Consider the following 16165-nt stretch of genomic DNA (forward strand, 5'->3'; position numbering starts at 1 on the left):
AGGCTCGAACACGCGGGTGATCGGGTTCGCCAGAATCCAGCCGAGACCGGCAACACCTGCGACAGGATCGAAGTTCAATGAGCGTATTCATTGCCCCGGTCAGCCAGGAGTTGCTGATCAACGTCACGCCGCAGGAAACCCGGGTCGCCGTGGTCGAAAACGGCGTGCTGCAGGAATTGCACGTTGAGCGCGCCCATGCCCGTGGTCTGGTCGGCAATATCTATCGTGGCCGGGTCCGGCGGGTGCTGCCCGGCATGCAGGCCGCGTTCGTCGACATCGGTCTGGAGCGGGCCGCATTTCTGCACGCCTCCGACATGCAGGGCGCCGCACTGGCCGAGGACGATGGCACAGCGACGGTGGCAGCGCCGGTCACGATACCGGATGACATCTCCAACCGTCTGGTCGAAGGCCAATCCATTGTTGTCCAGGTACTGAAAGATCCGCTCGGCAGCAAGGGCGCGCGGCTCAGCACCGAATTGGCGCTGCCATCACGCTATCTGGTGTTGCTGCCGCACACCGCCCATATCGGTGTCTCGCAGCGCATCGAAGACGAAGCCGAGCGCAACCGGCTGCGCAGCACGCTGACGGAAATGTCGACCCGCAACAACGCCGGCTTTATTGTCCGCACTGCAGCCGAGGGCGCGTCGGAAGCGGCGCTGCTGCATGATGCCGAATATTTGCTGCGGTTGTGGCAACGCATTCGAGGTGACATGGACCGCAGCGCGCCGGAAAGCATCGTTTATCAGGATCTCAGTTTGCCGGTACGAACTCTGCGCGATTTGTGGGCGCAGAATGTCGAGCGGGTCCGCATCGATTCGCGCGAGGCGTTTCAGCAGATGCGGCAGTTTGCCGATGAATTCATGCCGGGGCTGGCGGAGCGCATCGAGCATTACAGCGGTGAGCGGCCGCTGTTCGACATGTACGGCGTCGAAGATGAGATCCAGCGCGCGCTAGAACGCAAGGTGCCGCTGAAATCCGGTGGCTATCTGGTGCTCGATCAAACCGAGGCAATGACCACCATCGACGTCAACACCGGCGCTTTTGTCGGCCACAAGACGCTCGAAGAAACCATTTTCCGGACTAATCTTGAGGCCGCGTCAGCGCTGGCGCGGCAACTGCGGCTGCGCAATCTCGGTGGCATCATCATTGTCGATTTCATCGACATGCAGGACGAAGAGCACAAGCGTCAGGTGCTGCGGGCATTGGACAAGGCACTCGAGCGCGATCACGCCAAGACCACGATTTCGGAAGTGTCGGCGCTCGGCTTGGTCCAGATGACCCGCAAGCGCACGCGCGAAAGCCTCGAGCACGTGCTGTGCGAAACCTGCCCGCACTGCCAGGGCCGCGGCACCATGAAAACCGCCGTCACCGTTTGCTACGAAATTTTCCGCGAGATCATCCGGGCCGCGCGCGCCTACGAGGCGCAGGGCATTCTGGTGCTGGCTGGCGCCGCCGTGATCGATTGCCTGCGCGACAGCGAAGCCAACAGCGTGGCCGAGCTGGAGCTGTTCATTGGCCGACCGATCAAGCTGCAAGTCGAGCCGCAATATTCCCAAGAGCAATTTGATGTGGTGCTCGTTTGATGATCAAACGCTCGCTGAAATGGCTCTGGTACGTGATCGCCGCGCTGATCATCAGTGTCGCGGTGCTGGTCAGCATTGGTCGTTTGTTGCTGCCGCAAGCCTATCGGCTAAAACCGGAATTCGAAAATTATCTGGCGGTGCGGACCGGTGCGAAAGTTCGCATCGGTGAAGTGTATGGTGTCTGGCGCGGATACGGCCCCGAGATTCGGGTTCGTGATATACAGCTGCTGGCACCGGAGACGGATGAGCCGCTGCTGACCATTGGCCGGTTTGAAGCCGCGCTGGATATTCCTCGTTCGATATTCAGTTTGCACACCGTCATGCGCCGGTTTGAGGTCGAAGGCCTGAACGCGCTGGTCGAGTTCGACAGCAAAGGCTCGCTGGTATTGCCGGGGCTGGTCATCGAAAGCGGCGAGGACAGCGATATTTCGGCGCAGTACGTCATCGATGCGTTGCTGCGACAAAGCAAGGTGGCCATTACCCAGACCGAAATCCGTTATCGGCGCCGGCAGGGCGACATCATTTCACTATCGCTGCCCGACATCAGTTTGCGCAATGCCCGTGGCCAGCATCAAGCCATTGGCGAACTGCAGGTGCACGAAGGCGGCACTGCCAAATTTGTTCTTGAATTTACCGATTACCCGCTGGCGCCATCCGATCAGATGGCGCTTTATGTCGAGAGCAAGGCGCTGGATCTGGCGCGCTTGCCACTGCCGACTGCCGCGCTCGGTACGCATCTCGATGACGGCGATTTGCAGCTGCAGATTTGGGCCAACTGGCGCGAAGGCGGCTGGCGCGATGGCCAAGCCAATCTGCTGCTCAAGCAGCTGCAGTTGACCAACGACGAACAGCAGCATAAGCAGGTCGAAAAACTCAGCGGCCGTTTGCATTTTGCTCGCGCTGATGGTGATACCTGGTATCTGCATGGCGATGAGGTTCGCTGGCAGAACGGTGGCGAGAAGCATGCGGCCTTGACTATCGAAGGCAAGGTCCAGCGAGACGGCGACGGCCAGCGCTGGGGTTTTGATATCGGGGCGCTGGCGCTGGCCGATATCGTCGAACTGGTCCGGTTCAGTTCGGCGGTGCCGACCGATGTTCGGCAAAAGCTGGCCGAGTTGAATGCCTCGGCTGAATTGCCGCGTCTGCAAATTGATTTTCGCTTGCAGGACGAAACGCTGGCGGATTGGGCCGTTGCCAGCCAGTTTGCCCAGCTACGTTATGCCAGTCAGCAGTTGCCGGAAATTCAGGACTTGGCTGGCCGCATTCTGGTGGCGGAAATCGCCGGTGTGCAGACCGGTGCGGCGCGCATAAAAGCAAAAGATCAACCGTTCGACTTTCATCAATTGTTCCGTGCGCCGTTGCCGGTTTCCCATCTCGACTTGGCCGCCCGCTGGCAGCAACAGGCACAGCAATGGCTGGTCACGATGCCGCAGCTGCTGCTTGGCAACGCAGACGCCGAGATCGCGGCGCGGGCAAGCCTGTCGCTGCCAGACGCGGCCGTTACAACGGAAAAGCCGCAGCTGGCATTGGCGGCGGTTCTGCGCAATGGCGTTGGCGCCAACAAGTCGGCCTATCTGCCGGTGAGCGTTATGACGCCCGAGCTGGTGCGCTATCTCGATGGCGCGATCGAGACAGCTACTGTGACCGAAGCACAGGCACTGCTGCGCGGCCCGTTGGGGGCGTTTCCGTTTGCCCAACATGAAGGCGTGTTCGATTTGCAGGCGCAAGTCAACAATGCGCGCTATCAGTTCCAGCCGGACTGGCCCGCCGTTACCGATTTGAGTGCCGAGTTGCAATTCACTGCGGACAGCATGCACATCGGCATTCAGCGCGGGCTGTTGGCGGGCTTGCGAATCAATCAGGGGCAAGTCGTGCTGGATCCGCTGGGTGGATCGGATACGGTGTTGCAAGTCGAAGCCAATGGCAGTGGCAACGGCCAATCCGCACTGGCTTTGCTGCACAACAGTCCGCTGCGCGATGCGTTGTTGCCGCTGACTGACACGCTCGACATCAACGGCATGCTGAATACCGATCTGGCCTTGTCGATCCCGCTGCATCACGAACGCCCGGCGCAGGTGCGTGGCAAAGTCAGCTTCGCCAACGCGACGCTGCACTTGAAACCGATTGATTTGCCGCTGACCGGCGCGCGTGGCGAGGTGCAATTCGCCGAGTATGGTGTCACTGCGGGCGACGTGCAGTTGAACGCTTTGGGCGGTACCGTCCGAGCCAGTGTCAGCGGTGATCAGGGCGGCGGCAAAATCGCGTTTACCGGCACGGCTGACAGCGCGGCGATTGCAGCTTGGTATCCACACCCGATGCAGCAGCGGGTGCTCGGTCAGTTTGATTATCGCGGTCAGGTTTTGCTGCCGGGCACTGAACAACAAGGTGTTCAGGTGGAACTACGCAGCGATCTGAGCGGTGTTGCTGTCATGGCGCCAGCGCCGTTTGGCAAAGCAGCAAACGAAACTGCTGCGCTTGCCTTCAATGCCGGCATCCAGAGCGGGCGCTTGTCTTTGCAGGCGGATTATCGTCAGCAACTGGCGTTTCAGGCTGAGCGCAACGGTGACGAACCGCTGCACTCAGAATTTCTGCTGGGTGGCACCGCGTATGCTGGTCATCAGCCAGGCCTCAGCATTCGCGGTCGCCTGGACAAAATTTCCGCTGCTGACTGGATCCCTTTTGTTGCCGATTTGGTCAGCGTTGCCACCAGCAATACCAAAGCGGCGGCCAATACCGTTTCGGCCGGATCGACTGGCGGCGCAAAGAGCGTAACGCCGGCACCGACGACGCCGATTGCAACCACGGCAAGCAGTAGTGCGCCGGCGCTCGCGCTGTCGATTGCGATGGTCGATTTCTATGGTTTGCCGATTGCTGATGTTGATCTGGGCGGTCGCGAATCGGCGGATGCCTACCAACTCGATGTGCGTGCCGCCACGGTTGTCGGCGAGCTCGACTTTGCCGGCAACAAGCCGATCAAAATCAGTCTGGAAAAATTTTTACATGATGCACCGGCTGAACCGGCGGCGAGTGAGTCGGCACCGACCGAGGTCGTGGCAACCGCGACCGTACCAGAGCCGGTACCGCAGCGGGAGCCGGCCGATTGGCCGGAACTGGAAATCGATTGCAAACAATGCCGGTTTTACAGTCGCGAGCTGGGACATGTTCAGGTCAGTCTGCGCAATCAGGCTGCGGACAAGACGGTGCGAGTACAGGCGGACCGCAACAGTATGCTCACTGCCAAACTCGAAGGTCTGTGGTCGGCCAGCAGTCATCGCACTCAGCTCAGCGGTCGGGTGGCCAGCCGTGATTGGGGCAAGCTGACTCGCGATTGGGGCGTTGATCTGAGCGTGCGCGACAGCCCCGGTCATGTTGATCTGGAATTGGCATGGCCGCAGAGTCCGGTAGATTTTCGCTTGCGTGACAGCGTTGGCAAACTGGAACTGGATTTGGGCAAGGGCTCGATTGCTCGCGGTTCCGACAACGCCGAAAAAGTGTTGCGGGTGTTCAGTCTGCTGAGCCTGCAATCGATCACGCGCCGGCTCAGTCTGGATTTTTCCGATCTGTTTCGCGATGGCTTTTTCTATGATGGCATTCGCGGCAGCTTCCGTATCGCCGATGGCAAAGCGCGTACTGACGATACTCTCATCGATGGGGTATCTGCAGCGATTGTGATTCGCGGTGAAACCGATTTTGTTGCCCGGACCCTGAATCAGCAGATTGAGGTCACGCCGAAACTGTCATCAAGCTTGCCGATTCTGGCGGGCTGGGCGATCAATCCGCCGGCCGGTCTGGTGGTCTGGTTGATGAACAAGTTGTTTATCGAACCGGCGGTCAAGGTGGTCACCGGCCTGCAGTATACGGTGCGAGGTCCGTGGGACAATCCTGAAGTGATCGAGCGCGGCCGGACCGAAAAAGAAGTGCCGATTCCGGAAGAGGGTTTGCCAGAGCCGGGTGGCGCGGTGCCGCCAGCGGCAGAGCCCAATCCGGCGACATCCAATTTGACAACGCCCACTCCAACAACATCCATACCGGCGACATCAACCGCAGCGACCGCCAGTCCGGGGCGGGTTGACCGTACTGGTGCGAAGCGTGCTGCCAAAGCAGAGGCCAAGCCGGGCTCCAAATCCGATTCCAAGTCCGGTTCCGCAGCGAAAGCCAAATCCGGATCAAAATCGGCGGCAACGCCCGTGGTGAAGTCGGATGCCAATACAGTCGGTGTGTCGTCGCCGGCATCGACGGCGATTCGCCCTCACTAACTCTCACCGGCCCGCACCGCGGAGTGACTGCAATGAAAGTGGCTGCAATTCAAATGGTGTCCGGCATTGATCGGGATCGCAATCTGGCCGCTGCAGAGCGCTTGATTGCCGAGGCCGCGGCGACTGGCGCGCGATTGGTCCTGTTGCCGGAAAATTTTCCGTTGATGGGCCAGCGTGAGGAAGACAAGCTGACGATTGCCGAAGCCGACGGCAGTGGCCCGATTCAGACGATGCTGAGCCGCGCCGCCCGGCAACATCAGATTTGGCTGGCGGCAGGAACGTATCCGGCGCGTGGCGACAGCGCGACCCGGGTGCGGGCACGGCTTTCGATTTACTCACCTCAAGGCATGCTGACGGCACATTACGACAAGCTGCATTTGTTCGATGTGCAATTGCCGGATGGCCGGGAAAGCTATTTGGAGTCGCGTGGCATTGAACCTGGCCTGGCCGTGGTGACAGCGCGCGCCGACGAGGCCGAGCTTGGCTGCAGCATCTGCTATGACCTGCGGTTTCCGGAGCTGTATCGGCAACTGGTCACTGCCGGTGCTACCGTGCTGTTGGTGCCGGCGGCATTTACCGCCACCACCGGCGCAGCTCATTGGCATACCTTGCTGCGCGCCCGCGCCATCGAAAATCAATGCTTTGTGATCGCGGCCAATCAGGGCGGCAGCCATGAAAATGGTCGCGCCACCTACGGTCACAGCGTAATCTACGATCCGTGGGGCGAATGTCTGGCGGAAGCAGGCACCGGCGAAGCGGTGATCACGGCCGAGCTGGACTTTGCCAGCCAGCGCGAACTGCGCCAGCGCTTTCCCGTGCTCGCGCATCAGCGCATCGCCGTGCAGGCCGCGCCGAGTGCGGTAATTCCAGACGCATCTGTATCAGCAAAAACAGCATCAACAAAAACAGCAGCAGCTTCACCAAACACTGGGGCGATGCCAGCATCCCCCACTCATTCTGCTCCATCAGGAGACCGATCATGACCACAGCCAGCAGTGCGGCATTTGCCCAGGCCGAACAGCAATTGCTGACCGCCGCGGGACTTGCCGCCAGTGATTTGGGTCAGGTGCTTGGCAGCATGCTCGGTCATCGCATCGATGCCGCGGAATTGTATTTTCAGGCCAGCAGTCACGAGGTGTGGGCGCTGGAAGATGGCATGGTCAAAGACGCCAGCTACAGCAGCGATCGCGGTGTCGGTGTTCGGGCCTTGGCCGGCGACAAAACCGGTTTTGCTTATTCCGAAGATCTGGTGATGCCGGCCTTGCTGCAAGCGGCTGGCGCCGCCCGCTCGATTGCCCGGGCCGGACAGGAGCATTCGCTCGCCGCTTTTCGCCGAACCCACGCGGTCCAGTTGTATCCGGCCATTGATCCACTGCCCGGTTTGACTGAGGCAGAGAAGATCGACTGGTTGCGTCAGGTCGATGCCTTCACCCGCGCCCTCGATCCGGCGGTGCAGGAAGTGCAAGCATCGCTGACGGCGGTATCCGAGCAAATTCTGGTGGCGCATACCGATGGCACGCTGGCTGCTGATGTGCGGCCACTGGTGCGCTTCAATGTTTCAGTCATCGTGGAAAAAAATGGCCGGCGTGAAACCGGCTATGCCGGCGGTGGTGGTCGCTACGATCTGACCACGCTGATGCAGAATGATTTTCCATTCAACTGCGCCCGCGAAGCGGTGCGACAAGCACTGGTCAATCTGGAAGCGGTCGCCGCACCGGCCGGCGTGATGCCGGTGGTGCTGGGCGCCGGTTGGCCGGGCGTGTTGTTGCACGAAGCGATTGGCCATGGTCTCGAAGGCGATTTCAATCGCAAAGGCTCCAGCGCATTCTCCGGTCGGGTTGGCGAGCGGGTGGCTTCGCCGCTGTGCACCGTGGTCGATGATGGCACCATGCCGGGCCGACGCGGCTCGCTGACCATCGATGACGAAGGTACACCGAGTCAGCGTACCGTGCTGATCGAAAATGGCATTCTGCGCGGCTATCTGCAAGACAAGAAAAATGCCGCGTTGATGGGCACGCAGAGCACCGGCAATGGCCGTCGGGAAAGTTATGCCCACCTGCCGATGCCGCGCATGACCAATACCTACATGCTCGCCGGTCCGCATGATCCGGAAGAAATAATCCGTTCGGTCAAGAAAGGCTTGTACGCGCCGCAATTTGGTGGCGGTCAGGTGGATATCACCTCGGGTAAATTCGTCTTCTCCGCCAGCGAGGCCTACCTGATTGAAGATGGCAAGATCACCCGTCCGGTCAAAGGTGCTACGCTGATTGGCAATGGCCCCGATGTGCTGACCAAGGTCAGCATGGTCGGCAACGATTTGAAGCTGGATGACGGCATCGGCGTCTGCGGCAAAGCCGGGCAAAGTGTGCCGGTCGGGGTTGGTCAGCCGACTTTACGAGTCGATGAGTTGACAGTTGGCGGCACCGCCGCCTGAGCGTTTGCACAAGCAATGGCAACGTAAAAAAAGGGCAGCGAAGCTGCCCTTTTTTTACGTTGCCATTTCAAGTTTTCGCTTGCTTACTGACTGTCCGCCATCGCCCGCAATGCCCGGAACAACTCCCTTGCGGCGGCTGGCGGTTTGCCTTGTTCCGCTTCTTTCTGGGCGGTGCGGATCAGTTGCCGTAGCTGCTGCCGGTCTGCGTGCGGGTAGTCGTGTAGCAGGTCCGTCAGCGCGGCGTCGCCTTCGCCGATCAAGCGGTCGCGCCAGCGCTCCAGTTGGTGATGGCGCTGAGTCGCCAGTTTCGCGTGCTGTCGCAGTTGCTCGAGCGCCTGCAGCAGGGGCTCCGGGTCGACGTCGCGCAATAGCTTGCCGATGAATTGCAATTGCCGGCGCTTGCCTTCATGGGCGTGAATTTGTTGGCATTGATCGATGGCGTAACGCAGGTTCTCCGGCAGCGGCAGCTTGTCGAGCTGATTGGCTGCGAGCTCGACCAACTCGGCGCCGACGTCCTGCAAGGCCAGCATTTCGCGTTTGCGCTGCGATTTGCTGGGCAGCTCTGCGGCTTCTTCCTCGGGCAGGTTGTAATCGGCTTCGATGGGTTGCCGGGGATCGTTCGGGTGGCGGGGCATGTCGATTAGAAACTCAGGCTGGCGTTAATCCAGCCGTAATTGTAATCGCTTTCGTTGTTGTCTTCGTCGAAGAAATAGCCCCGGTCGCGGCGCGACTGCAGCACCAGCGCCACGCCGAGCCGCGTCCGCTTGCCGACATTGAACTCATGGCCGATGCGGGCGCCGAGCAGCCGGTAGTCACGGTCCCAGAAATCATCGAGTTCGTACCAGGTCAGCGACAGCTCGGTATCGGTGGGCAGCCGGTAGCCGATCAGTGCCTGTGAACTGTGTTTGGCGCTGGCGCGCTCATAGCGACCGATGCTGGTATGGCTGAGTTCGAGCAGGCTGCTGGCCGCCATGACGCGCCAGGCGCTGCTGGGGCGATAGTTGATTTGCAGTTCGGCACCGCGCTGGTCGGCATGACCGCCATTGTCCAGACTGAAACCATAGAGCTGGGTCTGGCCTTCGACCAGATTGCTGAGCGAATCGTTGAACAGTTTCAGATCCAGCTCCAGCCGGTTATCCAGATAGCGGGCATACAGACCGAGTTCGCGCGACAGGATGCGCTCCGGTGCCAACCCGCCAGCGGATTCGCTGTGCTGAAAAAACAGCGCGTCGGATTCGCTGCCATTGACCGGGCTTTGCAACTCGCGCAGGCGATAGCTGAAGCGGCCGTATTCTTCGAACAAATCCGGCGTGCGCACGGCCCGGGCGATGATGGCGCGTACGCTATGCTGGTCGTTGATGGCCCAGTTGACCGCCAGCCGCGGCGACAATTCGGTGCCGACGATGTCGTCGTGTTCCAGCATGGCGCCCGCGTGCAGCAGGACATCGTCACGCCAGCGCCATTCAGCATTGGCAAAGGCGCGCAGCAAATCGCTGCTGCGCTTGCCGCCGAAATAGGTTTCCGATTTGACCCGATCGGCGCGCGCCGACAGGCCGGCCACCACGCGCAGCCGATCGGACAAGGTCAGCGTGTCCTGCAGTTCGATGTCGGCGCGGGTTTCCAGCAGATTCTGATTGGCAAGGCCGCACACCGGCGCCAGCCCGCCGCCGGCGATACGAGCAAAAATCGGCGGCAACAGTGCAGCAATTTCGGCGCTTGGTGGTGGTGGCAGTGGATCGCCGTTGCTGTAGGCTTCGAGCAAAGCCAGCGTGTAGGCTTCGTCGGCGTTGAACAGCGCGCCAAGTTCATTACTGAGAAAAACGCCGGGCGGGCATGAATCCCATTCTTCCTCGGTGTCGTTGTAATTGATGTACGCCTGCAGCCGACGTTCGTGGCTCGGGCTCAGATCGCTGGTCCAGCTCGCTTGCAGGTAAGCGTTGTCATCATCAACGTTGTGGTAGGGCGCCGACTCATACGGATCGAGTTCGGTAATTTCCTTGTCGCCGCGCTTGAATCCGAACTGGGCACTGAGGCGATCGCCGTCGGCGGTCTGTTGCTGCCAGGCCGCATTGATGAAGGCGCTGTCGTAGCCGTCGTATTGCTTGTCGCCCTCTTCGTTGATGTCAAAGCCGTCGTCGGCGCGGGTACCGACGGTCAGCCGGTAATCGCTGCCGGCTTCGGTGTGACCACCGTGACGCAGCAGGGTATCGCGGATCTGTTTGTCACCTTGGCTGACCGTCAGCGTGGTGCCAGCGGCATCGACCGGATGCCGGGTGATGATGTTGACGATGGCGAAAAACGAATTGGCGCCATACAGCGCGCTGTTGGGACCGCGCGTCACTTCGATGCGCTGAACATCGTCGAGCGCCAGCGGAATGTCGTTCCACAGGATGCGCGCCAGCGCGGGTTCGAACACCGAGCGGCCATCGATCAACACTTGCATGCGATGGGCGTTTTCTTCAACCAGACCGTGATAGCCGACCGTCGCGGTATGGCCATAGCGGTAACCGACCAGCATGCCGGGTACCAGTCGCAGTACTTCCGGCAGCGTGCGGGCGCCGGACAATCGAATCAGTTCACGGTCGATGAGGGTGACAGCGGCCGGGACTTCGGCTTGCGGCTGTTTCAACCGCGACGCCGTCAGCACCATCGGCATCTCGGCGAACAGTGCGTCATCGGCGCTGCCACCGGCCAGCACATCGTCTTGCGCGTTTACCGACAACGCCATCAGCAGCGCTGCACCGCCTGCCAACCACATGCGCATGATCGCGCCTTTGCCACCAAGCCTGACGCCCACTGTAGTGCAGTTGGGCCGGGCCTGCCAATTGGCTTGGGCGCGCGGGGGCCCATGCTATGCTATCGGCCCCGCCTGGAGAGACGCGTGTGAACAGTCCGGTTTTGAACGAACAGGCCGCTGATGCAATGGATGTCACGGCGGAATTGCAACGCTTGTCGACGCTGGTCGGCGACATGCTGGCGGACGCCAATCGGCTCGGCGCCAGCGCGGCCGAAGTGGCGGTCAGCCGCGACGTCGGCCTGCAGGTCCAGGTGCGCAATGGCGACGTCGAAACGGTTGAGTTCAATCGCGATGGCGGCTTCGGCATCACGGTGTATTTTGGCCAGCGCAAAGCCAGCGTCAGCAGCACCGATACCCGTGCCGAAGCACTGCAACTTGCGGTCCGCAAGGCCTGCGAGATTGCCCGGCATACCGCCGATGATCCCTATGCCGGCCTGCCCGATGCTGACCGTCTGGCCACCGTTTTTCCCGAGCTGTCGCTGGACCATCCGTATGGCATGACGGCAGACCAGGCGGTCGAGCTGGCGCTGCGCTGTGAAGCCGCTGGTTTGGCCCGCCATCCGCAGGTCAAGAAAACCGATTCGGTCAGCTTCAGCAGCCATCGTGGTGTGCGTTTCTACGGCAATAGTCTCGGCTTCATGGCCGGCGTGCCGAGCACGCGCCATTCGCTGTCCGCGACCTTGATTGCCGAAGATGCCGGCGGCATGCAGCGTGACTGGTGGTACACCGTCGCCCGCGATCCGGCTGAGTTGTTGAGCGCGGAAGAGGTCGGCCGCAAAGCGGCAGACCGCGCCGCCCGCCGGCTTGGCGCTCGCCGGATGCGGACCGGCAGCGTACCGGTGATCTTGGTGCCGGAAGTGGCGCGCGGATTTCTCGGCCATTTGCTGTCGGCCATTCGCGGCGGCAATCTGTATCGCAAGGCGTCATTTTTGTGCGATGCGCTCGGCAAGCCGGTGCTGCCGGACTGGCTCAGTCTGCGCGAGCTGCCACACGTGCCGAAAGCGCTTGGCAGCGGGGCGTTCGATGATGAAGGCGTTGCCACTTATGAGCACGACATTGTCCGTGCCGGCGTGCTGGACAGTTATGTGCTGAGCAGCTATTCGGCGCGGCGGCTCGGTTTGCGGAGCACCGGCAATGCCGGTGGTGTGCACAATATTGCGGTGCAAAGCCAGCAGCAGAAACGCAGTTTTGACCAGTTGCTGCGTGAGCTGAATGAAGGGGTGGTCATTACCTCGGTAATGGGCCAGGGCGTCAACATCGTGACCGGTGATTACTCGCGCGGCGCCAGCGGTTTTTATGTCGCCAACGGCGAGATTCAATACCCGGTCGAAGAGATCACCATTGCCGGCCAGCTGCCGCAATTGCTGCACGGCATTCGTGCCATGGCGGACGATGTTGAAATGCAATCCTTGATCTGGACCGGTTCGCTGCTGGTCGAAGGATTTACCGTGGCCAGCCAAGGCAACAGCGACGAGTAAAGCGTCGCGGGCGGCGAATGCGAACGGGCGGTGCGGCCGTGAGTTGGCAATGCTTCGCGCACTCGGTCGGAGACGTGGCCGGCGTTCCTGTTGGCACGAGCATCGCCGCATTGGCATCGTCGCTCGACGGATTATTGTGCCAACCGAATGATGCTGTGGTTGCCGCTGCCGATCACGCTCCTGCCGCTGGCTGTGCGACAGCCGTGCCAACGGGCTGCTAAACTGCCAGCCTCACTCGATTTTTCCTGTCATTGCCAATGCCCGCACTCAGCAGCGAACTGATCTATCTCAGCCTGATTCTCGGCCTGTTGATTTTGCCGCGCGCCTTGCAGCGCTTTCGTATTCCGGCGCCATTGACCTGCCTGCTGTTTGGCATCGGTGCCACTTTTGCAACAGTCGAGTTCAGTCAGGACAAAACCATTGCCCTGCTGGCGGTGCTTGGTATCTCCTCGCTGTTCCTGTTTGCCGGTCTGGAAATTGAACTGACTGAATTGCGCAAGGGCTGGCGGCCATTGCTCGGTAATGTCGTGACCTATGCCGTGATTCTGGCAGTGGTGGTGGACTTGCTGGTGCGTTTTGCCGGTTTTTCCTGGCCACTGGCCAGTTTGATTGCGCTGGCGCTGTTTACGCCATCGACCGGCTTCATTCTGGATTCGTTGGCTCGATTGGGCTTGTCCGAACAGGAATGCTTCTGGGTCTCCAGTAAAGCCATCGCCATTGAGCTGTTGGCGTTGTTGCTGCTTTTTGTGGTGTTGCAATCGGAGTCGGTCAGCACCTTGCTGTGGTCGTCGTCAGCGCTGGTGGCCATCATTCTGGGCTTGCCCTTGCTGTTCATGCTGCTCGGGCGTCTGGTCGTGCCGCATGCGCCGGGTTCGGAGTTTTCCTTGCTGGTGATGGTCGGCTTGCTGGCGGCCTATATCACCAAGGCGCTCGGTGTTTATTATCTGGTCGGGGCATTTCTGGCCGGTTTTGTTGCGCGCTTGCTGCGCAAACGAATGCCAGCGTTGGCGTCGAATGAAAACCTGCACGCAGTGCGCTTGTTTGCCTCGTTTTTCGTGCCGTTCTATTTTTTTCACGCCGGCCTGACCATTCCGACCGAGGCGCTGAGTGTCAAGGCCTTGCTGTTCGGGATTTTGCTTGCCGTGGTCGTGATCCCACTGCGAATCGGTGTGTTGTGGCTGCAGCGTCGGTTGACGTTTCGCGATGAAGATCGGCGCATCAGTTTGCGGATTGCCGTGACGCTGACGCCAACCCTGGTTTTTACTCTGGTGCTGGCCAATATTGCCGCCAGCCGTTTTGGTTTGGCGGCTGACTATTTTGGCGCGCTGGTTGTTTACGCCGGCATCACCACTGCCTTGCCATCTTTTGTATTTCCACGGGCCGTCAATTTCGACTTGATGGAAATGGAAACATCAATGCCGCCGACACCTTTGCCTGGCGTCAGCATCGATCCTATTACAGGCGAACCATTACAGATGAAAGAGGTATCTGGTGAAAAATCTTGAGGCGGAAGTGGCTGCCAAGTGGCTTTGTACGTGCCTGCTTTAAGGTACTCGACCCCTTTCCTCGTGAACTGACAGGCCCACAACGATGCTTTGGTCAGTGTCCATGCGGTGGAGGCTATGTCCGACAATGAGATAGTTATTACTGTCCTGGCTTGTAGGGCAAACGATCAAATTTTCTTCGGTGATAAGTTGTGCGCGGTGAATATTATAATGAAGCAAGGAGCATCCGATATCAGCGACCGGAACAATGGCGGTGTTGGCTAGCAAGTATGAGGTGATTGGACCGTAACGAGAATTAAGGCCCTGTAATAATCGCAGCCATTCTCCATTTTTTGGGTCGATGTAACGGGCATCATATTTTTGAAACGTCCGATCAACGTCACCCTTTTGTAGGTCGTTGAAGAAGGCATCGGCCAACGCTGTCGCAGGTCTGCTATCTACGTAATGAAATTTTCGTGAAAGAATAAATAGCACCACTGACACTACTATAATCGCAACTGCGGCAACACTGGCTCTAGTCTTGTTCACTCAGATCCCTCAGATTGAATATCACTCAGTACTTTTTGCTCATTGAAAGTTATGCCAACGTTGTTGGCTGCAAAGCATCAAAGCAAAATCAGCGTGGTCAAGCCGAGAAACGTCAGCAGGCCCATGACATCGGTGACGCTGGTCAGCAGCAGGTTGCCGGACAGCGCCGGATCAAATCCGAGTTTGCGCAGTAACAGCGGAATACCGACGCCAGCGAGGCTCGCGATCAACAAGGTGATGAACAGCGCGCTGCCAATCACCAGACCCATCGTGGTGGTTTTCCACAGTGACACAATCAAGCCGAGCGCGACCGACAAGGTCAGTCCGATCAGCGCGCCGATGGCGAGTTCCTTGCCGATCAGCCAGCGATAGTTCGAACGCTCGATATGGCCGAGTGCGATACCGCGAATCGTCAGCGTTACCGCCTGATTGCCGGCGGCGCCACCCATGCTCGGTACCACGGTCAACAGTACCGCGACTGTCGCCAGATGTTCGAGTGTGCCTTCGAAAGCATTGTTGACGGTGGCCGCGAGCAGTGCGGTCAGCAAATTGATGCCGAGCCAGACCACCCGCCGGCGGGCCGATTTGACCACCGGACCAAAAGTGTCCTCGTGCTCGCCGAGACCGGCCATGTTTTTCAGCGAGCTGTCGGCTTCTTCCCGGATAACGTCAACGACGTCGTCGATGGTGATACGGCCGAGCAGCTTGCCGTCGTCATCGATCACCGCGGCTGACAGCAGGTCGCGCCGTTCGAACAGTTGCGCGACATCGGTGTCGTGCATGTCGACCGGAATGCGCAGCGCTTCTTCGTCGATCAGATCTTCGATCAATTCTTCCGGCTGGCTGGTGACCAGATCCGACAGCGACACCGTGCCGATGAATTGATCATCGGTATCGACCACGAACAGGGCATCGGTGGCATCCGGCAGATCGGCGCGCAGGCGCAGGTAGCGCAGCACCACTTCGACGCTGACATCCGGCCGCACCGTCACCGTGTCGGTGTTCATCAGGCCGCCGGCGGTATCTTCCGGATACGACAGCGCTTTCAACACCCGGGCACGGTTCTGCTCGTCCATTGACCGCAGCACTTCGCGGTACACGTCGTCCGGCAGATCGCCAAGGATGTCGGCGAGGTCATCGGTATCGAGCGAGCGGGTGGCTTCGGCCAGTTCCTGCGGCGCCATCCGGCCGAGGAAGATCGCCCGGATATCTTCGTCGAGGTGCTGCAGCACGTCGCCTTCGCGCGCGCTGTCGACCAGCTTCCAGATCAGATCACGGGTGCGTGGCGGCGTTGACGCCATCAGGTGGGCGACATCGGCCGCCGGAATTTCGTTGAGCAGGCGGCGGACGTGCACGTACATGCCACGCTGCAGCGCCGCGTTCAAACGGGCCAGCGTGCTCTGCATGCTTTCTTGTGCGATCGCTTCGGCCACGGCGGCTCCGGAGGGGCGCGTCAGTGGACGCGCGCAGCATTGTCAAAGGGTGTTGGCTCAGGCGGGCATAGAGTAGCCGAAATGGTGCAGAGCGGGAATGCAAATGCGGCGCGGGCGCGGCCAAGCGTGCTGACTGTGAGTGGCGGTGGCG

The 16165-nt window shown here is 60.1% G+C and carries 10 protein-coding genes; 6 read left to right on the top strand and 4 right to left on the bottom strand.

The window, feature by feature from the left end:
* Positions 1–77 precede the first annotated feature (77 nt).
* Genes rng through tldD form a run of 4 tightly spaced genes read left to right on the top strand, consistent with a single transcriptional unit; the run spans position 78 to position 8273 of the window.
* Positions 78–1583 carry a ribonuclease G gene (rng, locus tag HPT27_RS18490; protein ID WP_172246580.1) on the top strand — a complete coding sequence of 502 codons (1506 nt, stop codon included), beginning with the start codon at positions 78–80 and terminating at the stop codon, positions 1581–1583.
* Positions 1583–5839 (top strand): YhdP family protein, encoded by a 4257-nt coding sequence (locus HPT27_RS18495; RefSeq protein ID WP_172246581.1) that lies wholly within the window; start codon positions 1583–1585, stop codon positions 5837–5839. The genes rng and HPT27_RS18495 overlap by 1 nt, the downstream gene beginning before the upstream one ends.
* Before the next feature lie 32 nt (positions 5840–5871).
* Complete coding sequence (locus HPT27_RS18500; protein ID WP_172246582.1) at positions 5872–6822, top strand: carbon-nitrogen hydrolase family protein; 951 nt, start codon at positions 5872–5874, stop codon at positions 6820–6822.
* Positions 6819–8273 (top strand): metalloprotease TldD, encoded by a 1455-nt coding sequence (gene tldD, locus HPT27_RS18505; RefSeq protein ID WP_172246583.1) that lies wholly within the window; start codon positions 6819–6821, stop codon positions 8271–8273. Before HPT27_RS18500 ends, tldD begins: the two co-directional genes overlap by 4 nt.
* Before the next feature lie 83 nt (positions 8274–8356).
* On the opposite strand, the gene yjgA is transcribed toward tldD, so the two are convergent.
* Both yjgA and HPT27_RS18515 read right to left on the bottom strand, forming a co-directional pair.
* Positions 8357–8908 (bottom strand): ribosome biogenesis factor YjgA, encoded by a 552-nt coding sequence (gene yjgA, locus HPT27_RS18510; RefSeq protein WP_172246584.1) that lies wholly within the window; start codon positions 8906–8908, stop codon positions 8357–8359.
* 5 nt (positions 8909–8913) lie between these two features.
* Positions 8914–11037 (bottom strand): TonB-dependent receptor plug domain-containing protein, encoded by a 2124-nt coding sequence (locus HPT27_RS18515; RefSeq protein ID WP_172246586.1) that lies wholly within the window; start codon positions 11035–11037, stop codon positions 8914–8916.
* A 158-nt stretch (positions 11038–11195) separates the two neighbouring features.
* Between HPT27_RS18515 and pmbA the strand changes: the two genes are divergently transcribed.
* Entirely contained in the window at positions 11196–12548 is a 1353-nt protein-coding gene (gene pmbA / locus HPT27_RS18520) for a metalloprotease PmbA (RefSeq protein WP_172246782.1), read from the top strand.
* A 257-nt stretch (positions 12549–12805) separates the two neighbouring features.
* Entirely contained in the window at positions 12806–14053 is a 1248-nt protein-coding gene (locus tag HPT27_RS18525) for a cation:proton antiporter (protein ID WP_172246588.1), read from the top strand.
* 39 nt (positions 14054–14092) lie between these two features.
* Here the strand turns inward: HPT27_RS18525 and HPT27_RS18530 are convergent, their stop codons facing one another.
* Entirely contained in the window at positions 14093–14581 is a 489-nt protein-coding gene (locus tag HPT27_RS18530) for a hypothetical protein (protein WP_172246590.1), read from the bottom strand.
* 77 nt (positions 14582–14658) lie between these two features.
* On the bottom strand, positions 14659–16014 hold the full coding sequence (mgtE, locus tag HPT27_RS18535; RefSeq protein WP_211198121.1) for a magnesium transporter: 1356 nt from the start codon (positions 16012–16014) through the stop codon (positions 14659–14661).
* Positions 16015–16165: the final 151 nt, after the last annotated feature.

This window comes from Permianibacter fluminis, assembly GCF_013179735.1.
GTDB lineage: Bacteria > Pseudomonadota > Gammaproteobacteria > Enterobacterales > Permianibacteraceae > Permianibacter > Permianibacter fluminis.

Coding starts and splice junctions, on each gene's coding strand:
- rng (WP_172246580.1), top strand. CDS start 78: ATGAGCGTATTCATTGCCCCGGTCAGCCAGGAGTTGCTGATCAACGTC.
- HPT27_RS18495 (WP_172246581.1), top strand. CDS start 1,583: ATGATCAAACGCTCGCTGAAATGGCTCTGGTACGTGATCGCCGCGCTG.
- HPT27_RS18500 (WP_172246582.1), top strand. CDS start 5,872: ATGAAAGTGGCTGCAATTCAAATGGTGTCCGGCATTGATCGGGATCGC.
- tldD (WP_172246583.1), top strand. CDS start 6,819: ATGACCACAGCCAGCAGTGCGGCATTTGCCCAGGCCGAACAGCAATTG.
- yjgA (WP_172246584.1), bottom strand. CDS start 8,908: ATGCCCCGCCACCCGAACGATCCCCGGCAACCCATCGAAGCCGATTAC.
- HPT27_RS18515 (WP_172246586.1), bottom strand. CDS start 11,037: ATGCGCATGTGGTTGGCAGGCGGTGCAGCGCTGCTGATGGCGTTGTCG.
- pmbA (WP_172246782.1), top strand. CDS start 11,196: ATGGATGTCACGGCGGAATTGCAACGCTTGTCGACGCTGGTCGGCGAC.
- HPT27_RS18525 (WP_172246588.1), top strand. CDS start 12,806: ATGCCCGCACTCAGCAGCGAACTGATCTATCTCAGCCTGATTCTCGGC.